Origin of the sequence: Rheinheimera sp. EpRS3 (assembly GCF_001513785.1) — a bacterium.
In the GTDB taxonomy this organism is placed as follows: domain Bacteria; phylum Pseudomonadota; class Gammaproteobacteria; order Enterobacterales; family Alteromonadaceae; genus Alishewanella.
Genome location: NZ_LNQS01000007.1, coordinates 293,053 through 311,221 on the forward strand (window position 1 = coordinate 293,053; position 18,169 = coordinate 311,221).

The window sequence follows — 18,169 nt, forward strand, 5'->3', positions numbered from 1 at the left end:
GCTATAGCTGTATCCGCTCAATACAGCCGCACTGCTGTATCGTGACATAGAGTGCGCTGTTATCCGGGCTCAGGCTGACATTGGTAGGCAGGGCATGGTTCAGCCGGTACTCCTGCTGGATACGGCCTTCGTTATCCAGCTTTACCACTGTACCTTTACCGTAGCGGGCAATATACAAACTGCCTTTGCTGTCAAAACGCATACCATCAAGGCCAAAATCACTGAATTGGGCAAACAGTTGTTTATTGCTCAGCGAGTTATCGGCATTGATGCGAAAACGCCATACTTTGCGCTGCACGCTTTCATTAACATATAAAAATTGCTGATCGGGGCTTACGGCAATACCGTTGGTTGTGCCCATATTGCTGTACAGCAACTGGCTGGAGCCGTCAGTATCTATGCGCCAAAGCTGCCCGCTGCTATTAGCCCAGTCTGGATCGCTGGCAAAGATAACGCCGCTTTGCATAATGGCCAGATCATTAGGCTGATGCATGGCTTTATTGTGCGCATATACCTCCAGCTTACCTTGTGCGTAACGCAGAATATTGTGGCCGGTGTAATCGGCGATAAACATGGCTCCGCTATATAAGCTACCACTTGGGCCAAACACGATACCGTTACCCGTGCTGCCCTGTGGCAGGGTTAAATATAAGCTTGCTTGGCCGTCTGGTGTCACTTTGCCAATGGTTCCGCCATTAATCGCACCGTTATTAATAGCGCTGTCGTAGCCAAAGTTAACCGCATAAAGGTTACCGAGGCTATCAACTGCCGGGCCTTCAGCCGCTGCACTAAAGGTGTTTGCCGGTACCCAAACGTGGCTGTGCGGGGCATAGTCAAACAACTGCTGCAACGGGCGGTGCAGGGCAATAATCATTTCCTGCGAAATAGCGCCAGCCTGTTGCAGTTGCCGGGCTATTTGCTGTCGTTCAACGTTCTCTAACGGTGTTTGTGAGCTGATACTGTTAAGCAGTAACAGCCCCGACTGACACAGCGCACTGATCTGCTGCAGCTCAGGTATATACGGCTTTAGCTGCGTATGTTGTGGCGCACCGGCAGCTTTTATAACTGTATCAGCTGCAGCCTGCCATTGTTGTAGTTGCCGGGTGAGCCAGGCGGTATCTGTAGCATCCTGTTGTTTCAGCCAGCGCTGTAATATCTGCGAAAACTGCTGCAGCTGCGGGTTTTCAGCGGGCAGAAAATCTACTAACTGATCCAACGCAGCCGCTTTATGGTAAAGGCCGGCAGCTGATTTCTGGTGTAACCGGTGGTAATAGTGTGCGGGTTCCAGTACCTGTGCCAGATGCTCAAGGCTGCCGGCATAATCAGCGGCTAAAAATGTAAAGCCCGCACGCTGTTGCTGTATATGCTGCAGGCTGCCTTCTGCCGTTAACTGCTGCGTAATACGTTGCATGCGCTGGCGCAGGCTGGCTTCATCGTGGATGCTGGCGTTCGACCATAAGCGTTCAGCTACAGCAAAGCCATTGGGCCAGAGCCGGATATCAATATTATCCGGTGTCACCAGCTCGGCCCATAAGGTAATTTCACCGCCCAGAACGTTTGCGCGCATAGTGTCGCGAATATCTGGCAGTTGCAGGCTAAAGGGTAAAGCGGCTGCAGCGCTTTGCTGTAATGCCAGAGCCTGGCCGTTAACCTGATAGGGCGCATTACCGGTGACAAGCTGCCCCGACAGCGTTGTGCCTAGCTGCAGCTGAGCACTTAGTGGCCCCATCCAGCTATCAACAGTGAAAGAGACGGCATTGGCATTCAGAACAAGATCATTAAGCATTACCGCTTTGCGCCCGCTAAATTCAATTGCCCCTTTAACAGTGCCATCATTAAAGCTAAGCAGCAGTAATTTACCGGAAATAGCATTGCCGCGCAGCCGGTCGAAGCTAAACTGCCAGGCAGACCATTGTTGTAACTGGCTCAGATCTGGTGCTGCTGTTGCTTGCGCTAGCGGATCATTACGGTAGTGATAACCGGCAAATTGGGGCTGATCAAGATAATAGCCGGTTGATAAAATCGCTTTATGTCCGGCGGCTGCAGCTTGATACAAAGATTCGGTGCCACGCCAGGACTGTATCAGCACGGAGTTTGGTACGTTGCTGTCCAGCACTTCATCCCAGCCAATCATATTGCGGCCAAGTTGCTGCAAAATCTGCTGTAAACGGCGGTTGAAATAAGCCTGAAGCGCTGGCGCATCATCAAGCTGCTGTTGCTGCATAAAGGTCACAATATGCGGCGTAGCCAGCCAGTGCTCGCTTAGCACCTCATCACCACCAATATGCAGATAAGGATCGGGAAATACATCGGCGACTTCAGCCAGTAACTGGCGCAAAAACGGATAAAGTTGCTTATTTGTCGGGTCCAGCACTGCCGGATGCACACCCCAATGCTGCTCTGGCGTTGCGGGGCCAGGTTGGCTCATAAATTCTGGATAGGCAGCCCCAAGTGCAGTAGTGTGGCCGGGTAAGTCGATTTCCGGTACCACCCGGATGCCGCGCTCTGCTGCATAAGTTACCAGTTGCTTAAGCTCAGCCTGAGTATAAAAGCCATCAGCGCCGCCAATTTGTTGTAGTTTAGGGAAGTGTTTTGATTCAAAGCGCCAGCCCTGATCGTCGGTTAAATGCAGGTGCAGAACATTAAGTTTGGTTGCTGCCATAATATCTATCTGCCGCTTTAACACCGGCAGAGGTAAAAAACGCCGGGCCGGGTCCAGTAACAGGCCGCGCCAGCTAAAACGTGGCTGGTCTTTAATGTTAACTGCGGCAATTTTGCCATTGTCAGCAAGTTGCAACAGCGTTTCCAGGCCACGCAGAATGCCGGTTTCAGCTGCTGCACTGAGGATAATCTCAGTTTTAGTGACACGCAGATGATACTGCTCTGTCATATCCGGCAAAGGGACTGCACCAGTTGCAGCGGGTTGGCCGGTAAGTTTTAACAAAACTGGCTGAGATGCAAAAAGCGGGATGTCAAAGCCTGCTCTTTGGCCTAAACGTGCGGTAAAACGCCCGGCTGCCGCTTGTAGCAGCGGGTTATCAGCGGGCACTTTTATTGTTAGCCCGAGCTTCAGGTCAAAGTAAGCTTCAGTTTGCTCAATAGCGGCTGGATATGGCAATAACGCCGCTGCAGCAAGGCTATTCTTAGCAAACAACAGCAGACTGCTTAGCAGCAGGGCATAACAACTGATTAAACGCATAACACAGATCACTTTATTGTTACTTGGTAACATATTAATAAGCAATAAAGAAGAGCTTGTCTAGAATTCAATGCTATATAAGGTAGTTTTTTCATCGAATTATGTTTACTTTTTAATCTTCGTGGTACAAAGTAACATCACAGCCTGACATATTTGGTAGTTATGACGGCTTACAACAGGAAGAGCAAGGTAAGTGCATCACGGCTTTGTCGGCGCTAATGCGGTTGACAGGTTGCATGGATTACAACAAGAACAGAAGAGACTTAAACTATGTCTGAATTACTGAGCGATAATTACAAGTATAGTAGCAAAAAGAACCGATTAAGCCTGGCTATTACCGCGGCATTGCTGGGTATGAGCCCATGCTGGCTTGCCGCACAGGCTTTGCCGGAAAATGACAGCGGTGTCATTGCGACAGAGGCAACTGAGCCGGTAGAGGTTATTGAAGTAAAAGGCATGCGTAGCAGCCTTAATAACGCCCAAAACCTGAAGCGTTATGCTGATACCGTTAAAGACGTTATCACTGCCAGTGATATCGGCGCCTTGCCGGATAAATCGGTTACTGAAGCTTTACAACGTGTGCCTGGTGTTACGATTGAACGCTTTGCCTCTTCTGATGACCCAAAACACTACGCCGATGAAGGTACCGGTGTACTGGTGCGCGGGCTGGATCGGGTGAGATCTGAAGTGAATGGTCGTGGTGCATTTAGCGCTAATCCGTGGGGCGGTCTGAGCTATGAAGACTTCCCGGCAGAATTGCTCGGCTCAGTAGAAGTAATAAAGAACCAGACTGCGGATCTGATCTCCGGGGGTATTGCCGGTACGGTTAACCTGATCACCCGCAAGCCGTTTGATTCTGATAAACAGTTGCTATCTGTTAATGCCAAAGCAAATTACGGCGACTTTCGTGAAGAGGTGACACCTTCGTTTTCTGCGCTGTTTTCTGATAGCTGGGAAACCAAAGCCGGTAAATTTGGCTTCCTGATTGCCGGTTCACAATCAGAATATAAATCGCGCGGCGATGGTATTGGTTTGGGTAATTTCCATTCCCGCGGCGATTCGTTTATTCCAACCACTGATGAGTGGGGCGGTATTACCGGTGTTGACCCGGATTCGCCGGTAGATGGCCCGGCACTGCCGGGGCAGCCTGCCGACAGTGTCTGGCATGTACCGGTAGCAATACATATGAGCACAGCCGAAAATGATCGTAAGCGTACCGGCTTTACCACGTCATTGCAGTGGGCCAATACCGATAACACCATAGTGGCTACCCTGGAACACATTAATTCCAGAGCCTCATTAGAGTGGGATGAACGGCAAATAGGCCAGGCGGCGCAAGGTTTCAGAAGTTATATGGGCTCGTCGCAAAATTGGCAGGACGATGCCGCAAATGGTTACCCTTTAACAACTGAGAACGGCTATGTCACCTCCGGCGTTGCGCTGGGCGTTAGCCCTGAAACGCCGTTTTTCTATCGTAGCCGCTGGAACTACAACGAAAACACCGTTGAAGACACCTCATTTAACCTTAAGTTAAAACCAACGGACCGCTTAGCGCTGAGTTTTGATTATCAGCGCATAGATTCTGAGAAGGTGGTACACAACTACAGTATGTCAGGCCAGACCCGCGGTAACCATGTGCATGTGGTATCACCGTACTTCCTGGATATGCGGGGTTCGCGCCCGACTGTTGAGTTTCTCAGTGACAATATTCTGACTCCGGGCTGGTCGCCGAATGAGGATTGGAACGGGCCGGTGCCGAATCTATTTTTGGGTAGTGGTATGGAGCAGGAAGAACACAACACCGCTAAAGCGAACAGCTTTAAATTTGATCTCAGTTATGAGCTGGATGGTATTTTTACCGTTATTAAAACCGGGGCTTATTACACCGATAAAGACTTAACCGTGCGCGATACGGCGTACGAGGGCTGGTCTGCTATTGGTACCCCCTGGGATATGAATGATCGTAATGCAGCCGCAGCGGTGAACCGGCCTGAATTGTTTGAGCGGGTTGATTTCTCAGATTATTATAACGGCGATGTGCTGGTCGGTAATGTAAATAACTTCCTGTTTCCGCGGATGGATCTGGTGAAAAACTATGCTGACTCATTACGCCAGGGCTGTCAGGAAGGTTGGCACAACGCTACGCTAAGCGCGGCCAATGACGGCGTTTGTACCGGTACCTATGTGCCTTATGCCGATAAACCTAACCGTGTTGAAGGGCCATTTGCTGCGCATAACATCAGTTCGTCTAATGAAAAGCGTACCGAGTTTTATTTACGCGGTGATTTCGAACTGATTGATTTGGACATACCGCTAAAAGGCAATATTGGTTTGCGTTATGTAAATTACAAACTGCAATCTACCGGTGCCTTTGTGCAGCCATTAACCAGCAAACGCGGCGAGCCTGGCACCTCGCTAAATGACGTGATGCAACAACCCGAGTACCAACGTTATTACGACCTTGCCTCCGGCGAGTCTCAACTGAGCACCGTAGATGGCACCGATTACAGCACAGTGCTGCCCAGTCTGAACCTGAACTTTGGTGTTACCGATGAGGTAGTCGTACGGTTTGGTGCATCAAAAGGCTTGTATTACCCAAGCCTGGTAGATGCCCGTAATATCAGCCTGCTCGATTTAGACTACACCCGCCGCCTGCAAACCCCGGGACAAGATCAGGATGAAGTGAATAACCCTGTAGTGGGGCTGGATGATATAGAAGTGACAGCTTTGGCGGGCAACCCTTATCTGGAGCCGGAAGAGTCAGTCAATCTGGATTTAACGGCGGAGTGGTATTTTGCACCGGCCGGATTTTTGAATCTGGGTATCTTTCACAAAAAGCTGGATAACATTATCCGTAACCGGCAGTTTGACCTGGATGTTGAATACAACGGCGAGACATATGACGTTTCGGCTTATGGCCCGGCAAATACCGGCTCTGGCTCTATTCGAGGCGTTGAGTTTTCATACTCGCAGTTCTATGACATGTTACCCGGTGCATGGAGCGGTTTAGGTTTGCAGTTTAACTATACCTATATTGATCAAAGTGGCCTGGAAGATCCTAACGAAGTATCAGAAGGAACTTTAGGCTTTGATGAAAATGGTAACCGCATAGCAGACAACCGTAATACCTTCCGTGTATTTAGCGGCTTACCACTGCAAGGCTATTCCGATCAGAATATGAATATTGTTGGTATGTATGAATACAACGATATTTCATTTCGTCTGGCTTATACCTGGCGCTCTGAGTATCTGCTGACGCTACGTGAATCTGAAGAATATGCACCCGCCTATGCCAAGGCATCAGGCATGATGGACGCCAGCCTGTACTACAGCATTAACGATAACTGGAAAATTGGTATTGAAGGCAGTAACTTGCTGAGAACTGAAACCAAAACTCAGTATCAGATGAACCAGGCCGGTGACAGAACTGATGCATTAAGCTTTACCACTGACCGTCGTTATGCACTAAGCGTACGGGCCATTTTTTAATGGCCGACGGTTTTATTAACTAAGTTAACCACGGGTGATTATTACTGCTTCTCCCGGCCTTAGCCCGCTGCAGGGCTAAGATAATAATCACCCGTCCACCAGCGTATTTTTACTGCGGGTTTTATACTGCAGCCCTTGCCCCAACAGCCGAAAGTATTGTAGCCATAAGCCGGCAAGTTCAGTGCTAAGCGCATCGTCAGGATATACACCCATTTCGGCGGCTTTACTTTTTAGCGTACCCGACACCAGAAAACTGTTTTTCAGGCTTTGCATTTGCAGCACTTTTTCAAAGGCCCGTGCCGCCATTTCTTCCGGCATCGCCAGATACAGGCGGTTGCGGCTGGCGTCCAGTTGCCGGCAATGGGCAAAAAATGTGCTTTCATTTTCACCGTCAGCCGATAAGAATAATATTTGGTAAGCTGAGCTTAGTAACTCATTGAGATAATGCGAAATTACAGGCCGGCTTTGCAGCCATGCTGAACTGGCAAATTGGTTACGCGTAGCTGTTTTGCCAAACATTTTGCCGGCAATATAATGATCAAAGGCATGAAACCATTCATGCGCCAGGCTGCCGCCACCGGCGTTTTTAGCTAAAGCAAGAATTCGGCCCTGCGGTTGATAATGCGCACAAACACCCGGCTGGCCACCAATGCCAAAAGTCAGCGCTAAGCTGCCATTTAATGATATGACCTCTGGCGGTACCTGCAGCAATTGTTGTAAATCGCAAAAGGCATCGAAGAATAAATTGGCTGCCAGTTGCAGCTCTTCGGCATTTACCCAGCGGCCAATATGAATACTGTTAAAACCAAATATTTTTACCAAATCGGCAAAGCTGACGTCGGCACCGCCGCGATGTGGCGGGCCATTACGGTAGTACTGACGCTGAATACGGGGGACGGGCATAGGCATACGCCGATCATAACGATAATTACGCCTAGGCGAAATAGCCGGTGTTGATCAAATCGGCGGTAAAAATCGGTGTTTAGTCGCAGCACTGTTGTCAGTACATTGCCAAGCTGGCGTAGCCAAGGTAGTTTGCCGCTATAACAATATACAAAAATCATGGGAGCAACATGCGCAGTAACATCCATCGGACATTTATTCTCAGTACCATTGTTGCGGCTTTGGGCAGTAGCTTTGCAGCTTCAGCATTGCCGGAATTTCCCGGCAGCCAATACAACGCCAGCGTACCCGATACCCAGCAAGTGCTGGGTTATAAACTGGGTAGCCGTATCTCCGAGCCGGCGGCAATCCGGCAGTATTTTACTACCCTGGCGGCGCAATACCCGCAACAGCTAAAGCTGGTGCCTTACGGTGAAAGCTGGCAGGGAAGGCAGCTGTTTTACGTGGTTATAGGCTCAGAGCAGAATATTGCCCGCTTAGATCAGCTTGAACAGAATATGCGCAAACTGGCAGATCCGTTTAATACCAGCGAGGCAGACGCCAAAGCCATGATTGAACAACAACCGGCATCGGTATGGATTGCCAATACCCTGCACGGTAATGAATTAAGCCCGGCAGAGTCCTCAATGGCGCTGGCCTGGCATTTACTGGCCGACCAAAGTGAGTTTACCCGCAATATTCTCTCTAATACGCTGGTGTATATTGACCCACTGCAAAACCCGGATGGCCATCATCGTTTTGTCAGCCGCTATTATGCTACTGCCGGTATGGAGCATTCAGACGATCGCTTATCAGCTGAGCAAAACGAGCCCTGGCCCAATGGCCGCAGCAACCATTATCTGTTTGATATGAACCGCGACTGGATAAGCTTAACCCAGCCGGAAAACCGTGGCCGTGTTAAAGCGCTGCAAAATACTTATCCGCTGTTGTACGTGGATTCGCATGAAATGGGCGGCGACATGACATACTACTTCAGCCCGGAAGCTGAGCCTTACAACCCGCATATTCAGCAGGCACAGCGTGAAGTATTGAGCTGGGTGGGGCAAAACAATGCCAAATGGTTTGACCGCTTTGGCTACCACTATTTTACCCGCGAAATTTTTGATGCATTTTATCCGGGCTACGGTGCCAGCTGGCCGTTGTATCAGGGCAGCATTGCCATGACCTATGAAATGGCTTCTGCCCGCGGCCATCACTATCGCCGCAGCGACGGCACTGTAGTCACCTTTGCCGATGGTATTCAGCGTAACTTTGTTGCCTTTATGGCTACACTGGAAACCGCCAGCCAGCGCGCCAAACCCTTGCTGCAGCGGTTTTATCAGTACCGTAAAGATGCCGTGGCACAAGGCAGCAAAGCCAAAACCCGCAGCTATATTTTTCCGGCCAGCCGCGATAAAGCCGGGCATCAGCGTTTAACCGCATTATTAACAGAGCAGGGCATCAAAGTTACTCAGGCAACAAAAGCATTTAGTGCTTGTGGTACCGATTACCAAAGCGGTGCTTATGTTATTGACAGTGCCCAGAGCACCTATCATTTACTGCGTACCTTGCTGGATACCGACGTACCGATGGACCAACCATTTATTAAGCAGCAGGAAGCATTGCGGGCGAACAACCTACCTGATCAAATATATGACGTAACAGCCTGGTCATTGCCACTGATGTTTAATCTGGAGATGAACGAATGCCGCGCCAGTGTAAAAGTCGAAGGTGTAACAGTAACAGACCAACGTATTTTACCCGGTAGCCTGACACGACCCGATGCGACCTATGGCTTTATTCTGCCCTGGGACGGCATGGATGCTGCCCGGTTTGCCGCCGAAGCGTTAAAAGCCGGTGTGGTGATGCGCAGCAGTGACTTGCCTTTTACCCATCAAAACGGTACGCGTTACCCGTCCGGTAGTTTAATTATTGCCAGAGCAGATAATAATGCCGAGCTTAATCAAACGCTTGAAAAGCTGGCGATGCAAAGCGGTGCTGTGCTGCAAGGTGTAGACAGCAGCTGGCATACCGAAGGCCCTAATGCCGGCTCTGCCAATATGGTAGCGCTGCAACCGGTAAAAGTAGCCATGTTGTGGGATGAACCCGCCAGCAGTTTAAGTGCCGGTAGTGTCCGTTTTGTGCTGGAGCGTGAGCTTGGCCAACCGGTAACGGCTATCCGGCCGGCGCAGTTAAAGCAGGCAGATTTAAGCCGCTATCAGGTATTGGTATTGCCAGCGAGTGCCGGTGGCAGTTACCAGCAGGCACTGGGTGAAGCCGGTTATAACAATATCCGCCACTGGACAGAGCGCGGCGGCGTATTAATTACGTTAGGTAACGCAACTAACTTTGTATTAAGCGGTGAAGCGCCAATGCTGGCCAGTAAACGGGAATACAAAGCCGGCGATGAACCCGCCGCTGATGCCAACGACAAAGAACAGGTTGCCGGCACAGTACTCAATACTGAGCAGTATCAGCAAATGGTGAAAGCCAAGCAGGCACGGCCGGACTGGGTGCCGGGTTTTCTGGCAAAAGCAGAAGTGGATCAGTCGCACTGGTTAACGGCAGGCTTACCGGCCAGCGTGAATACGGTGTACGTTGGTAATGAAATTTATCAACCGCTGGCCATCAATCATGGTCGTAACCTGCTGAAGTTTGCTGCAGCTGATGAGGTAAAAGCCAGTGGTTTTGTCTGGCAGGATAATCAGCAGCAGATAGCGCATAAGCCACTGTTAATGTGGGCACCACAGGGGAATGGCATGGTAATAAGCTTTACGCAGGAGCCTAACTACCGCGCTTATGTAAACGGCCTGCATATTGCGCTGGCCAATGCCGTATTACTGGCCCCGGCGCACAGTGGCGCAGTGCGTTAAAATATTCAGATTAATAATCTGTTGCCTCTTAATGATCTGCCGCAGGTAAGCTTTGCCTGCGGCTTCTGATATACCCCACCAGATTACTGCTTAAAAATGCCAGTTCCATTAATACCGCCACCGGTGAACCCACCAACAGATTATGCACAACCCAGGACGTAGCACCAACGGCCATAAGTGCCCGTACCAGCATCACGTTTTTCTGGAAACTGCCGATAGTACCCACCACAGCTGCTAAGTAAGGTAACAAGTTAACCGGGCTGGTATAGCTAACTACAATCAGCAAGGTGGATAACGCCAAAAAACAATACATCCAGCGCTGGCGTGGGCTTAGCGCTGCCACCAGAAAACGCACCGCAGTTAAGCCAACAAAGCATGCTGCTTCATACTGGCCTAACACGGCGAAGTGGCTGGCATTGAGCAGGGCCGAAACAAACCAGAATTTCAGCATACTGGCTCTGTCATAGCGCTGAAACGCCACAATGCCACTAATAAAGGCCATCGCAGCTAAACATTGAGATAAGGCAAAACTGAGGGTGATGTCTGGCAAGGAGCTGGCTCTGTGTTACAAAATAAGGTGGCTATAGTACCGAATTTAACCGCCATCTGCCTGTCTCAGATGGCATAAGTTATAATCAGGTGCCGCAAAAAGTATTCTTAACAAGCTGTTGTGGCTGCGGTGGCAGGGCAAAATCAGCGTTAGCGTCTGATAACGTGTAAGGCTTAGCCAGCGCTTGCTGCAGGCGGTTAAACAGTGTTAAATCGGCTTGCTCTGTGGCTTGCTTAATCGCTTCTGCAACTAAATGGTTACGCGCAATCAGTGCAGGGTTGGTGTTATCCATTTGCTGGCTTACCTTTATCAGCGCAATACCTTGCGTAGCAAGGCGTTGTTGCCATTTTTTTGCCCAGCTCGTCCAGCCTTGTTTGTCTGCAAATAACACTGCCGCACCGGCGTTAATATCGCTTACCGAGTGGCTAAGCAAGCGAAAGCTCTGGCTAAAATCGGCATTATTTGCGCTCATCAGGTTAAGCAAATCGCGGATTAACACTTCGTCGGTATCGGTTGCAGTAACAATACCGATTTTCGCCGCCATTAGGTGTAAAAACTCTGCTTCATTTAGCCCGTTAAAATCCTGCAACACCGCTGTGGCAAGCTCTACAGCCTGCTCTGGTTGTTCAGTCAGCAGCGGCAGCAGGGTTTCAGCAAAACGAGCCAGATTCCAGCTGGCAATACGTGGCTGATTGCCCCATGCATAACGGCCTTGCGTATCAATAAAGCTGTATACCTGCGCCGGGTTAAAGCTGTCCATAAAAGCGCAGGGGCCATAATCGATAGTTTCACCGGCAATGCTCATATTATCGGTATTCATTACGCCATGAATAAAACCCATGCTCATCCATTTGGCAATCAGTTTTGCCTGTGCAGCAACCACAGCTGCAAGCAGCGCCAGATAAGGATTAGCCTCGCTGGCGCACTCCGGGTAGTGGCGGTTAATCACATAGTCGGCAAAGGTTTTCAGCTGGGCATGATCGCCTCTGGCTGCCAGATACTGAAAACTGCCAATACGAATATGGCTGCTAGCCACCCGGGTAAGTATTGCGCCCGGCTCTGCGGTTTCGCGCTGTACCCAATCGCCGGTTAATACCGCAGCCAGCGCGCGGGTAGTGGGCACACCCAACGCATGCATGGCCTCACTGACTAAATATTCCCGCAGTACCGGCCCCAGTGGTGCACGGCCATCGCCACGGCGCGAAAACGGTGTTTGCCCGGCGCCTTTCAGCTGAATATCAAAACGCTGGTTATCGGCACTTAACACTTCAGCCAGCAGCAACGCCCGGCCATCGCCGAGCTGCGGTACAAAATGGCCAAACTGATGGCCGGCATAAGCATGTGCCAGCGGGCTGGCCCAATCCGGCACGGTATTGCCGCTAAACACCGCCAGGCCGTCATCTGAGTGCCAATACTGCTGTGGTAAGCAAAGCTCTGCGGCCAGTTCAGCATTAAACGCCAGCCACTGCGGTGCAGCTACCGGGGTAGGGTTACAAGGCTCAGAAAAAGGCGCACCTAAATCGGCAAGGCTGTGTTGTACGGTAAAATTGCTCATATCAGCTGTTCGTATTGATGGGTTATAGCGCTAGTGTACAGAGGGGCTGTTGCAGATACAAAAAAAGCCTGCTCGGGTATTAAGTTTGCTTTGGATAAGTTGCCATAAGTTGTCACTAGTGGTACAAACTTATGTTCTTATTTAACGATAAATCATCAGCTTGCGACGAGGGATTATGACGCAGCCAGCTTTGGGCGCTAACCATTCTAACTTTGCTTTTTTAAGCGATTACGATCCGCTGTTCTTACAGCTGGTGCAAAGTACAGAACAAGCCTTTGCAGACCGCATTGAGCAAGCCGCCCAAGCAGCGCTTATCTGGGTAAATAACCTAACCCAATCCATCCTCGCTAAAGCCTTTCGCGGTGAACTGACAGCCGATGGCGTGCGGCTAACCCTGAGCTTATAAGTTGCGAAAATAGCGCCGAGGCATTATTGGCGCGGATAAAGGCAGAGCGGGCAACGTTATCTAAAAAGACCAAAGCAAAAGCATGAGCTGCCCTAATAGATAGCCAGCAAAAGCTCAGTGGTCGAAGTCAAAACGGAAAATTAAAAATGGATATGGATTTCAAAGCACTTTTACGAAAGCCAGGAGTTAAACCGGCGCTGATTATCGGCAATGGCGTTAATCTGTATAACGCAGCCGATGGTGCTAACAATTGGCTGCAGCTACTGCTGCAGCTGTGGCGAAATAGGATTGGTGATGTCAAACAAGAAGCCATGGAAGGAATTTCGTTAACAGAATTCTATGACGTACTCGACTTAAAAGTGGCGAGTTCAAATAAAAGCCTGCAAGCAGAGTTCTGTGAGGGAATGGCGCATTGGCAGGCCAAAGATCATCATCGCAATATTGTCCGATGGGCAATGGACAATCAATGCCCAATCCTGACGACTAATTTTGAAAATACTTTATCAGATGCGCTTGGCCTTAAACTGCATCGGTTAAAAGCTCTAAGATTTACCGATTTTTACCCGTGGAGTAATTACTACGCAGATAAACCGATTAGTGATACCTCCAACGAATTCGCTATCTGGCATATCAATGGTATGCAGCATTACAAACGTAGTATTCGATTGGGCTTGTCGCACTACATGGGGTCAGTTGAGCGCGCTCGGCCAATGTTACACAAATCCGGTAACAGATTGTTCTATAAAGCTGAACTTAGCAAATGGCCTGGCCGACATACCTGGTTAAATGCGATTTTCCAGAATGACTTATTTATCTTTGGCTTGAGTTTGGAAGTCACTGAAGTGTTCTTGCGCTGGCTACTGATAGAACGAGCAAAATTTTTCAAAAAATTTCCAGAAAATAAACGCGAAGCATTCTATTTACACGACAAGCCACTTGCGCCAGGTCAGCAACTGTTTCTTGAAAGTGTGGGGATTAAACCCACGAAGGTTCAAAGCTACTTCGATATTTACGTGGCACCTTGGGAATAAAAAGGAACTTAGAAATGGCGATACCAACATATGATCAATTTATTGAGCCCGTACTTCGTTTTTTAGCCACTCGTCCCGATGGTGCTTTAGCTCGTGAGGTTTACGAGGCTGCAGCTGATGCAATGCAGCTAACAGACGAAGAGCGGGCAGAGCTGTTACCCAGCCATGCACAGCAGGTTTACAAAAACCGGATAGGCTGGGCGCATGACCGCTTAAAGCGAGCAGGGTTGTCTAGTTCAGCCAAGCGAGGTTTTTGGTGTTTAACCGATGAGGGCAAAATATTTGCTGCCAGTAACGTTGGTCCGTTATCGCAGGGGCTAGTTGCCGATCTCGCTTTTGGTTATATGGACGTGCGGTTAAAAGAAGCGACCTCAACCACTGAACCAATCATTACTCCAATTAAAAACGATAGTGCAGCGGAAACGTCAAGCCCCGAAGAGCGTTTAGGGTCGGCCGTAAAAGAAATGCGTGAAAGCGTAGCCGCTGATCTATTGGAAACGCTTGCTAAGGTAAGCCCGACTTACTTTGAAACCATCGTTTTAGACTTGCTACATAAGATGGGATATGGTGCAAACCGTAACGACTTGCAGCGAGTAGGTGGCTCAGGTGATGGTGGTATTGATGGTGTGATCTCGTTAGATAAATTAGGCTTGGAGAAAGTATATGTGCAGGCTAAACGTTGGCAAAGCAGTGTTGGTCGGCCAGAAATTCAGGGCTTTTACGGGGCTTTAGCCGGGCAGCGTGCAACTAAGGGCGTGTTTATTACCACCTCAGCATATACCGCGCAAGCGATAGACTTCGCTAGATCGGTAGAACGTATTGTGTTGGTAGACGGTATCAAACTCGCAGAGCTGATGATTGATCATGAAGTTGGTGTATCGACCCGCATTGTCAAAATACCAAAGTTCGACAGTGACTATTTTGAAGATTAATCGCCAGTTTTAAATGGAGAAAAGATGCGTGATTTTAAAATGTTTGCTGATGCAGGTAAGGTTATGCATCTTTTCTATCCTGAATCGGGCGAATTTGAAATTGTTAATGTCTCTAAGCAATTAGATGAACCCGCATTTGAACTACGTCACCATGGCAAGACAATTTTCGCTTGTCATACGAAATCTGAAGCAAGAAATCTATTAGAAGATTTGGTTAAGGCAGTTAATCAAGTTGAAGCAAAAAAATGTAAATTAGAACAGGAATTGATGTCGCGGTTTGGTTTAACATTTTATCCGGTTGAATTAACTAAAAATTAGTAATAGTAAAGGAGTTGCTTTGTCAGTTCTTGGAATAGCCCACACTACTAAGTTGGTTTACATCGGCGAACAGCCTGCGCATGGTAAACCGGTTTCTTCATCACAATTGGTAATACCCATTCGATTTGCAGATATGGGACGGTTTGCTTGCGATGATCTTGCAGAATACCCCGGCTTTTTATTCCTGGAAGATATGTATGAACCTGCAGCAGGCATAAAACGTGGGCGTATTTTTGGCTACCCCAATCCCCGCAAAGAATGGTGCTTTAGCCACGCAGTTAAAGCTAATGAGCGGCCCGATACTCACCCTGCGCAGCCATACGATGAAGTTTTTTATCATTATCAGTCTTACGGGATGTATCACTACATATCGGATACCAACAACAACCAAGCCATTCTGGGTGCTGGTGAATTTGCATCTTTCTGGAAAGTGGTAGCCGCAGAGCAGGTGTTTGGTGGTGACATCGTTGTAACACTTAAAAGCACCCGCACTAATGGCGTACTGCCAGTGTTGTTACCCCAGGCTATGTCTTCTGAAGATTATCAGCGCTTGAGCATTACGCTTGATGAAGTACAAGCGGCCAACCGGAGAATAAGTCCTTTTCATTTGGTTGAAAGCTGTCGAAATTCGGCTGCATTTGCAGTAGGTATTGCTATTGATGACACGTCTTCAGATTTAGGGCATGGCCTTAAAAAGCTTGCAGTAAAAATGCCGAATAATACGCTGAGCGTAAATGCCGGCCAAATCATTGCTCGGCTACATTCCCGGGCCAAAACCAACGCCCAAGCACAACATAACACTCGTGATGTTACTGAAGAAGATGCGCAAACGGCGCTGCATTGCTTGTCGTTATTGCTAGTTGAGCTTGGCTTGGCCAGATATTGATATACAAACATTATGATCTTAAAAGACAAAACCCAAACCAGCTCGGCATCTATCAAACTTGATGCCGGCATTAAACAAGAGCACGACGTGGCGTTTTACCTGCGCCGTGCTTACAAAGACCGTGACAACGTAATGGTGCTGAATGATTTACGCATTGAGCATGATGGCGAAATCGCGCAAATTGACCACTTAATTGCGTATACCTACGGCTTTATTGTGGTGGAGTCGAAAAGCATTCGCGGCGAGGTTAATGTAAACGAATACGGTGAGTGGAGCCGCAGTTATAAAGGGCAGTGGAGTGGTATGCCATCGCCGATTAAACAGGCTGAGCTGCAGCTTAAACTGCTGAAACAGTACCTGTGTGCCAATACTGAAAAAGTAATAGGTAAATTTTTAGGTATTCAGCAAGGGCTTGGTGCACGCTGCTACGATGTGTTTTGTGCTATCTCCAGCGATGCAATTATCGATAGATCCAAAGCACCAAAAGACATAGCCACAAAACTGATGAAATCGGAGTTTGTCACCGATGCGCTGGATAAGAAGATGAACTTTATTAAGTTCTATAATCTGGCTGCCAAAATAGCGGACACGCGACCAACCTTTAATCAGGATGAACTGCTGTGTATCTGCAATTTTCTATTGGGAGACATTCAGCAACAGAATGTTGTAAATGAAGCTCCGGCAGTATGGGCTGCGCCGGCCACACGGATGACTAACGCAGCAGCTGGTTCTGTTCAACCGACACCGCAAGCTGCTGTAATTACGAAGCCGCCGACAAAAGCTGTTGCAGTGGATGCCGTTGCTGCGCAGTGCAAACACTGCGGCCAATGCTCAGGCTTAACTGCGCAGTCCGGCCGTTATGGCTATTATGTGCAATGCGGCAGTTGTGGCGGTAATACGCCATTGAAGAGACCATGCCCGGCGTGTAACAGCCTGAATACCAAAGTGAGCAGAGCAAAAGCAGTTTATCGCCTCGTCTGCGGTGACTGTTCGACGACGGCTAACATACTTACTTCTCCGTAAATCTCATTTGGCTTATTTTGCTTCCCACGGGTTAATGACATCCATATTTGCCGCTGCAAATGCCGACATATCGCGCGATGCTACTTTAAAGCCCTGTGACACCGCGATGGCTGCAATGTAGCCATCGGGTACCGGAAAGCCTTTGCCGGCAGCTCTTGCTGTCGACGCTAACTGGGCATACTGCATAGCTGCAGCATGGTCAAAAGGCAGCACTCTTCCGGTGAAAAGTGCCATAAGTCCGTTAAGAGCTTCAGTTAGCATATCTTTACGTTTGCCGGCGGGTAACATGGCAATGCCAAACAGCAGCTCAGCCAGGGTGATACTGGATAGATACAGCGTTTCGGCTGATTGCGCATTAAGCCAGGCTTTTACCTTTGGATGCGGTTCGGGCTTCATCGCTTCAGATATAACGTTGGTATCCAGAACGATCATTCAAACTCCATCGGTTCTGCAGGGGTAGTGGTGCGTGCTTGGTCTAAAGCGGTTAAATCGTCATTTGTCAGCCCGATCTTGCGCCCCAGCTCTGCCAGTGCATCGCCCATTTGAATGCGTGTTTTGGGTAAAATCGCCTCTTCCAGAATCGCCCGCATTTCAGCCTCGGCACTGCGATTGTGCCGTTTGGCTCTGGCTTTTAAAGCGCTGTGTATCTCATCCGGTATGTTTCTAACCGTCATCATAGCCATAGATAGCCACCTCCGGGAGCACTGGAAAAGTATAGAACTGATTAAAGTGCATTCAATATAGGAGGAGTGCAGTCAAAAAGCAATCAGATCACTTTACGCCGACTTTTAGGTTGTTGAGTTTCAGGCACAAAAAAACCAGCACTTGGCTGGTTAAGATGTTGGTTGCGGGAGCCCTGATCTTTATGAAGAGCGAACCGACGACCTTCGGGTTCCCCGAATTCCAGACACAAAAAAACCTACGTTAAAGTAGGCTTAGATGTTGGTTGCGGGAGCCGGATTTGAACCGACGACCTTCGGGTTATGAGCCCGACGAGCTACCAGGCTGCTCCATCCCGCGTCCGT

The 18,169-nt window shown here is 49.0% G+C and carries 14 protein-coding genes and 1 tRNA gene; 8 read left to right on the forward strand and 7 right to left on the reverse strand.

Translation table 11 applies throughout. From position 1 onward, the window contains the following. Window position 1 precedes the first annotated feature (1 nt). Complete coding sequence (locus AR688_RS08585) at window positions 2-3,199, reverse strand: family 20 glycosylhydrolase (RefSeq protein WP_197412174.1); 3,198 nt, start codon at window positions 3,197-3,199, stop codon at window positions 2-4. 270 nt (window positions 3,200-3,469) lie between these two features. Between AR688_RS08585 and AR688_RS08590 the strand changes: the two genes are divergently transcribed. Further along, on the forward strand, window positions 3,470-6,688 hold the full coding sequence (locus AR688_RS08590; protein WP_068232027.1) for a TonB-dependent receptor: 3,219 nt from the start codon (window positions 3,470-3,472) through the stop codon (window positions 6,686-6,688). Window positions 6,689-6,775: 87 nt separating this feature from the next. On the opposite strand, the gene AR688_RS08595 is transcribed toward AR688_RS08590, so the two are convergent. Continuing rightward, window positions 6,776-7,591: a CLCA_X family protein gene (locus AR688_RS08595; RefSeq protein ID WP_068232030.1), complete on the reverse strand. Its 816-nt coding sequence runs from the start codon at window positions 7,589-7,591 to the stop codon at window positions 6,776-6,778. Between the two features lie 170 nt (window positions 7,592-7,761). Between AR688_RS08595 and AR688_RS08600 the strand changes: the two genes are divergently transcribed. After that, window positions 7,762-10,443 (forward strand): M14 family metallopeptidase, encoded by a 2,682-nt coding sequence (locus tag AR688_RS08600; protein ID WP_068232033.1) that lies wholly within the window; start codon window positions 7,762-7,764, stop codon window positions 10,441-10,443. Between the two features lie 28 nt (window positions 10,444-10,471). Here AR688_RS08600 and AR688_RS08605 read toward each other — a convergent pair whose 3' ends face one another. Both AR688_RS08605 and AR688_RS08610 read right to left on the reverse strand, forming a co-directional pair. After that, window positions 10,472-10,993 carry a YgjV family protein gene (locus AR688_RS08605; RefSeq protein WP_156420260.1) on the reverse strand — a complete coding sequence of 174 codons (522 nt, stop codon included), beginning with the start codon at window positions 10,991-10,993 and terminating at the stop codon, window positions 10,472-10,474. Window positions 10,994-11,078: 85 nt separating this feature from the next. After that, window positions 11,079-12,548, reverse strand: a complete 1,470-nt coding sequence (locus AR688_RS08610; protein WP_068232038.1) for a protein adenylyltransferase SelO — start codon at window positions 12,546-12,548, stop codon at window positions 11,079-11,081. Between the two features lie 175 nt (window positions 12,549-12,723). Here AR688_RS08610 and AR688_RS20330 point away from each other — a divergent pair, with 175 nt between their 5' ends. From AR688_RS20330 to AR688_RS08640, 6 genes are all read left to right on the forward strand, one after another. Continuing rightward, window positions 12,724-12,954 (forward strand): hypothetical protein, encoded by a 231-nt coding sequence (locus tag AR688_RS20330; RefSeq protein WP_068232041.1) that lies wholly within the window; start codon window positions 12,724-12,726, stop codon window positions 12,952-12,954. 146 nt (window positions 12,955-13,100) lie between these two features. Further along, window positions 13,101-13,985, forward strand: coding sequence for a hypothetical protein (locus tag AR688_RS08620; protein WP_197412178.1), 885 nt, complete (start codon window positions 13,101-13,103; stop codon window positions 13,983-13,985). 14 nt (window positions 13,986-13,999) lie between these two features. Continuing rightward, window positions 14,000-14,917 (forward strand): restriction endonuclease, encoded by a 918-nt coding sequence (locus tag AR688_RS08625; RefSeq protein WP_068232044.1) that lies wholly within the window; start codon window positions 14,000-14,002, stop codon window positions 14,915-14,917. Window positions 14,918-14,941: 24 nt separating this feature from the next. Continuing rightward, window positions 14,942-15,235: a hypothetical protein gene (locus AR688_RS08630; RefSeq protein ID WP_068232049.1), complete on the forward strand. Its 294-nt coding sequence runs from the start codon at window positions 14,942-14,944 to the stop codon at window positions 15,233-15,235. Between the two features lie 19 nt (window positions 15,236-15,254). Continuing rightward, a complete protein-coding gene (locus tag AR688_RS08635) occupies window positions 15,255-16,121 on the forward strand; it encodes a hypothetical protein (RefSeq protein WP_156420261.1) in 867 nt (288 codons plus the stop codon). 12 nt (window positions 16,122-16,133) lie between these two features. Then, window positions 16,134-17,144, forward strand: coding sequence for a nuclease-related domain-containing protein (locus AR688_RS08640; protein ID WP_068232056.1), 1,011 nt, complete (start codon window positions 16,134-16,136; stop codon window positions 17,142-17,144). A gap of 12 nt (window positions 17,145-17,156) precedes the next feature. Here the strand turns inward: AR688_RS08640 and AR688_RS08645 are convergent, their stop codons facing one another. From AR688_RS08645 to AR688_RS08655, 3 genes are all read right to left on the reverse strand, one after another. Continuing rightward, window positions 17,157-17,576, reverse strand: coding sequence for a type II toxin-antitoxin system VapC family toxin (locus tag AR688_RS08645; protein WP_068232059.1), 420 nt, complete (start codon window positions 17,574-17,576; stop codon window positions 17,157-17,159). Continuing rightward, on the reverse strand, window positions 17,573-17,827 hold the full coding sequence (locus AR688_RS08650; protein WP_068232062.1) for a FitA-like ribbon-helix-helix domain-containing protein: 255 nt from the start codon (window positions 17,825-17,827) through the stop codon (window positions 17,573-17,575). Before AR688_RS08650 ends, AR688_RS08645 begins: the two co-directional genes overlap by 4 nt. 260 nt (window positions 17,828-18,087) lie before the next feature. Next, window positions 18,088-18,164, reverse strand: a tRNA-Met gene (locus AR688_RS08655). Window positions 18,165-18,169: the final 5 nt, after the last annotated feature.

Excerpts from the sequence above, each read along its gene's own strand:
- AR688_RS08585 (WP_197412174.1), bottom strand. The coding sequence starts at position 3,199 with ATGCGTTTAATCAGTTGTTATGCCCTGCTGCTAAGCAGTCTGCTGTTG.
- AR688_RS20330 (WP_068232041.1), top strand. The coding sequence starts at position 12,724 with ATGACGCAGCCAGCTTTGGGCGCTAACCATTCTAACTTTGCTTTTTTA.
- AR688_RS08625 (WP_068232044.1), top strand. The coding sequence starts at position 14,000 with ATGGCGATACCAACATATGATCAATTTATTGAGCCCGTACTTCGTTTT.
- AR688_RS08645 (WP_068232059.1), bottom strand. The coding sequence starts at position 17,576 with ATGATCGTTCTGGATACCAACGTTATATCTGAAGCGATGAAGCCCGAA.
- AR688_RS08590 (WP_068232027.1), top strand. The coding sequence starts at position 3,470 with ATGTCTGAATTACTGAGCGATAATTACAAGTATAGTAGCAAAAAGAAC.
- AR688_RS08650 (WP_068232062.1), bottom strand. The coding sequence starts at position 17,827 with ATGGCTATGATGACGGTTAGAAACATACCGGATGAGATACACAGCGCT.
- AR688_RS08620 (WP_197412178.1), top strand. The coding sequence starts at position 13,101 with ATGGATATGGATTTCAAAGCACTTTTACGAAAGCCAGGAGTTAAACCG.
- AR688_RS08630 (WP_068232049.1), top strand. The coding sequence starts at position 14,942 with ATGCGTGATTTTAAAATGTTTGCTGATGCAGGTAAGGTTATGCATCTT.
- AR688_RS08610 (WP_068232038.1), bottom strand. The coding sequence starts at position 12,548 with ATGAGCAATTTTACCGTACAACACAGCCTTGCCGATTTAGGTGCGCCT.
- AR688_RS08640 (WP_068232056.1), top strand. The coding sequence starts at position 16,134 with ATGATCTTAAAAGACAAAACCCAAACCAGCTCGGCATCTATCAAACTT.
- AR688_RS08600 (WP_068232033.1), top strand. The coding sequence starts at position 7,762 with ATGCGCAGTAACATCCATCGGACATTTATTCTCAGTACCATTGTTGCG.
- AR688_RS08595 (WP_068232030.1), bottom strand. The coding sequence starts at position 7,591 with ATGCCCGTCCCCCGTATTCAGCGTCAGTACTACCGTAATGGCCCGCCA.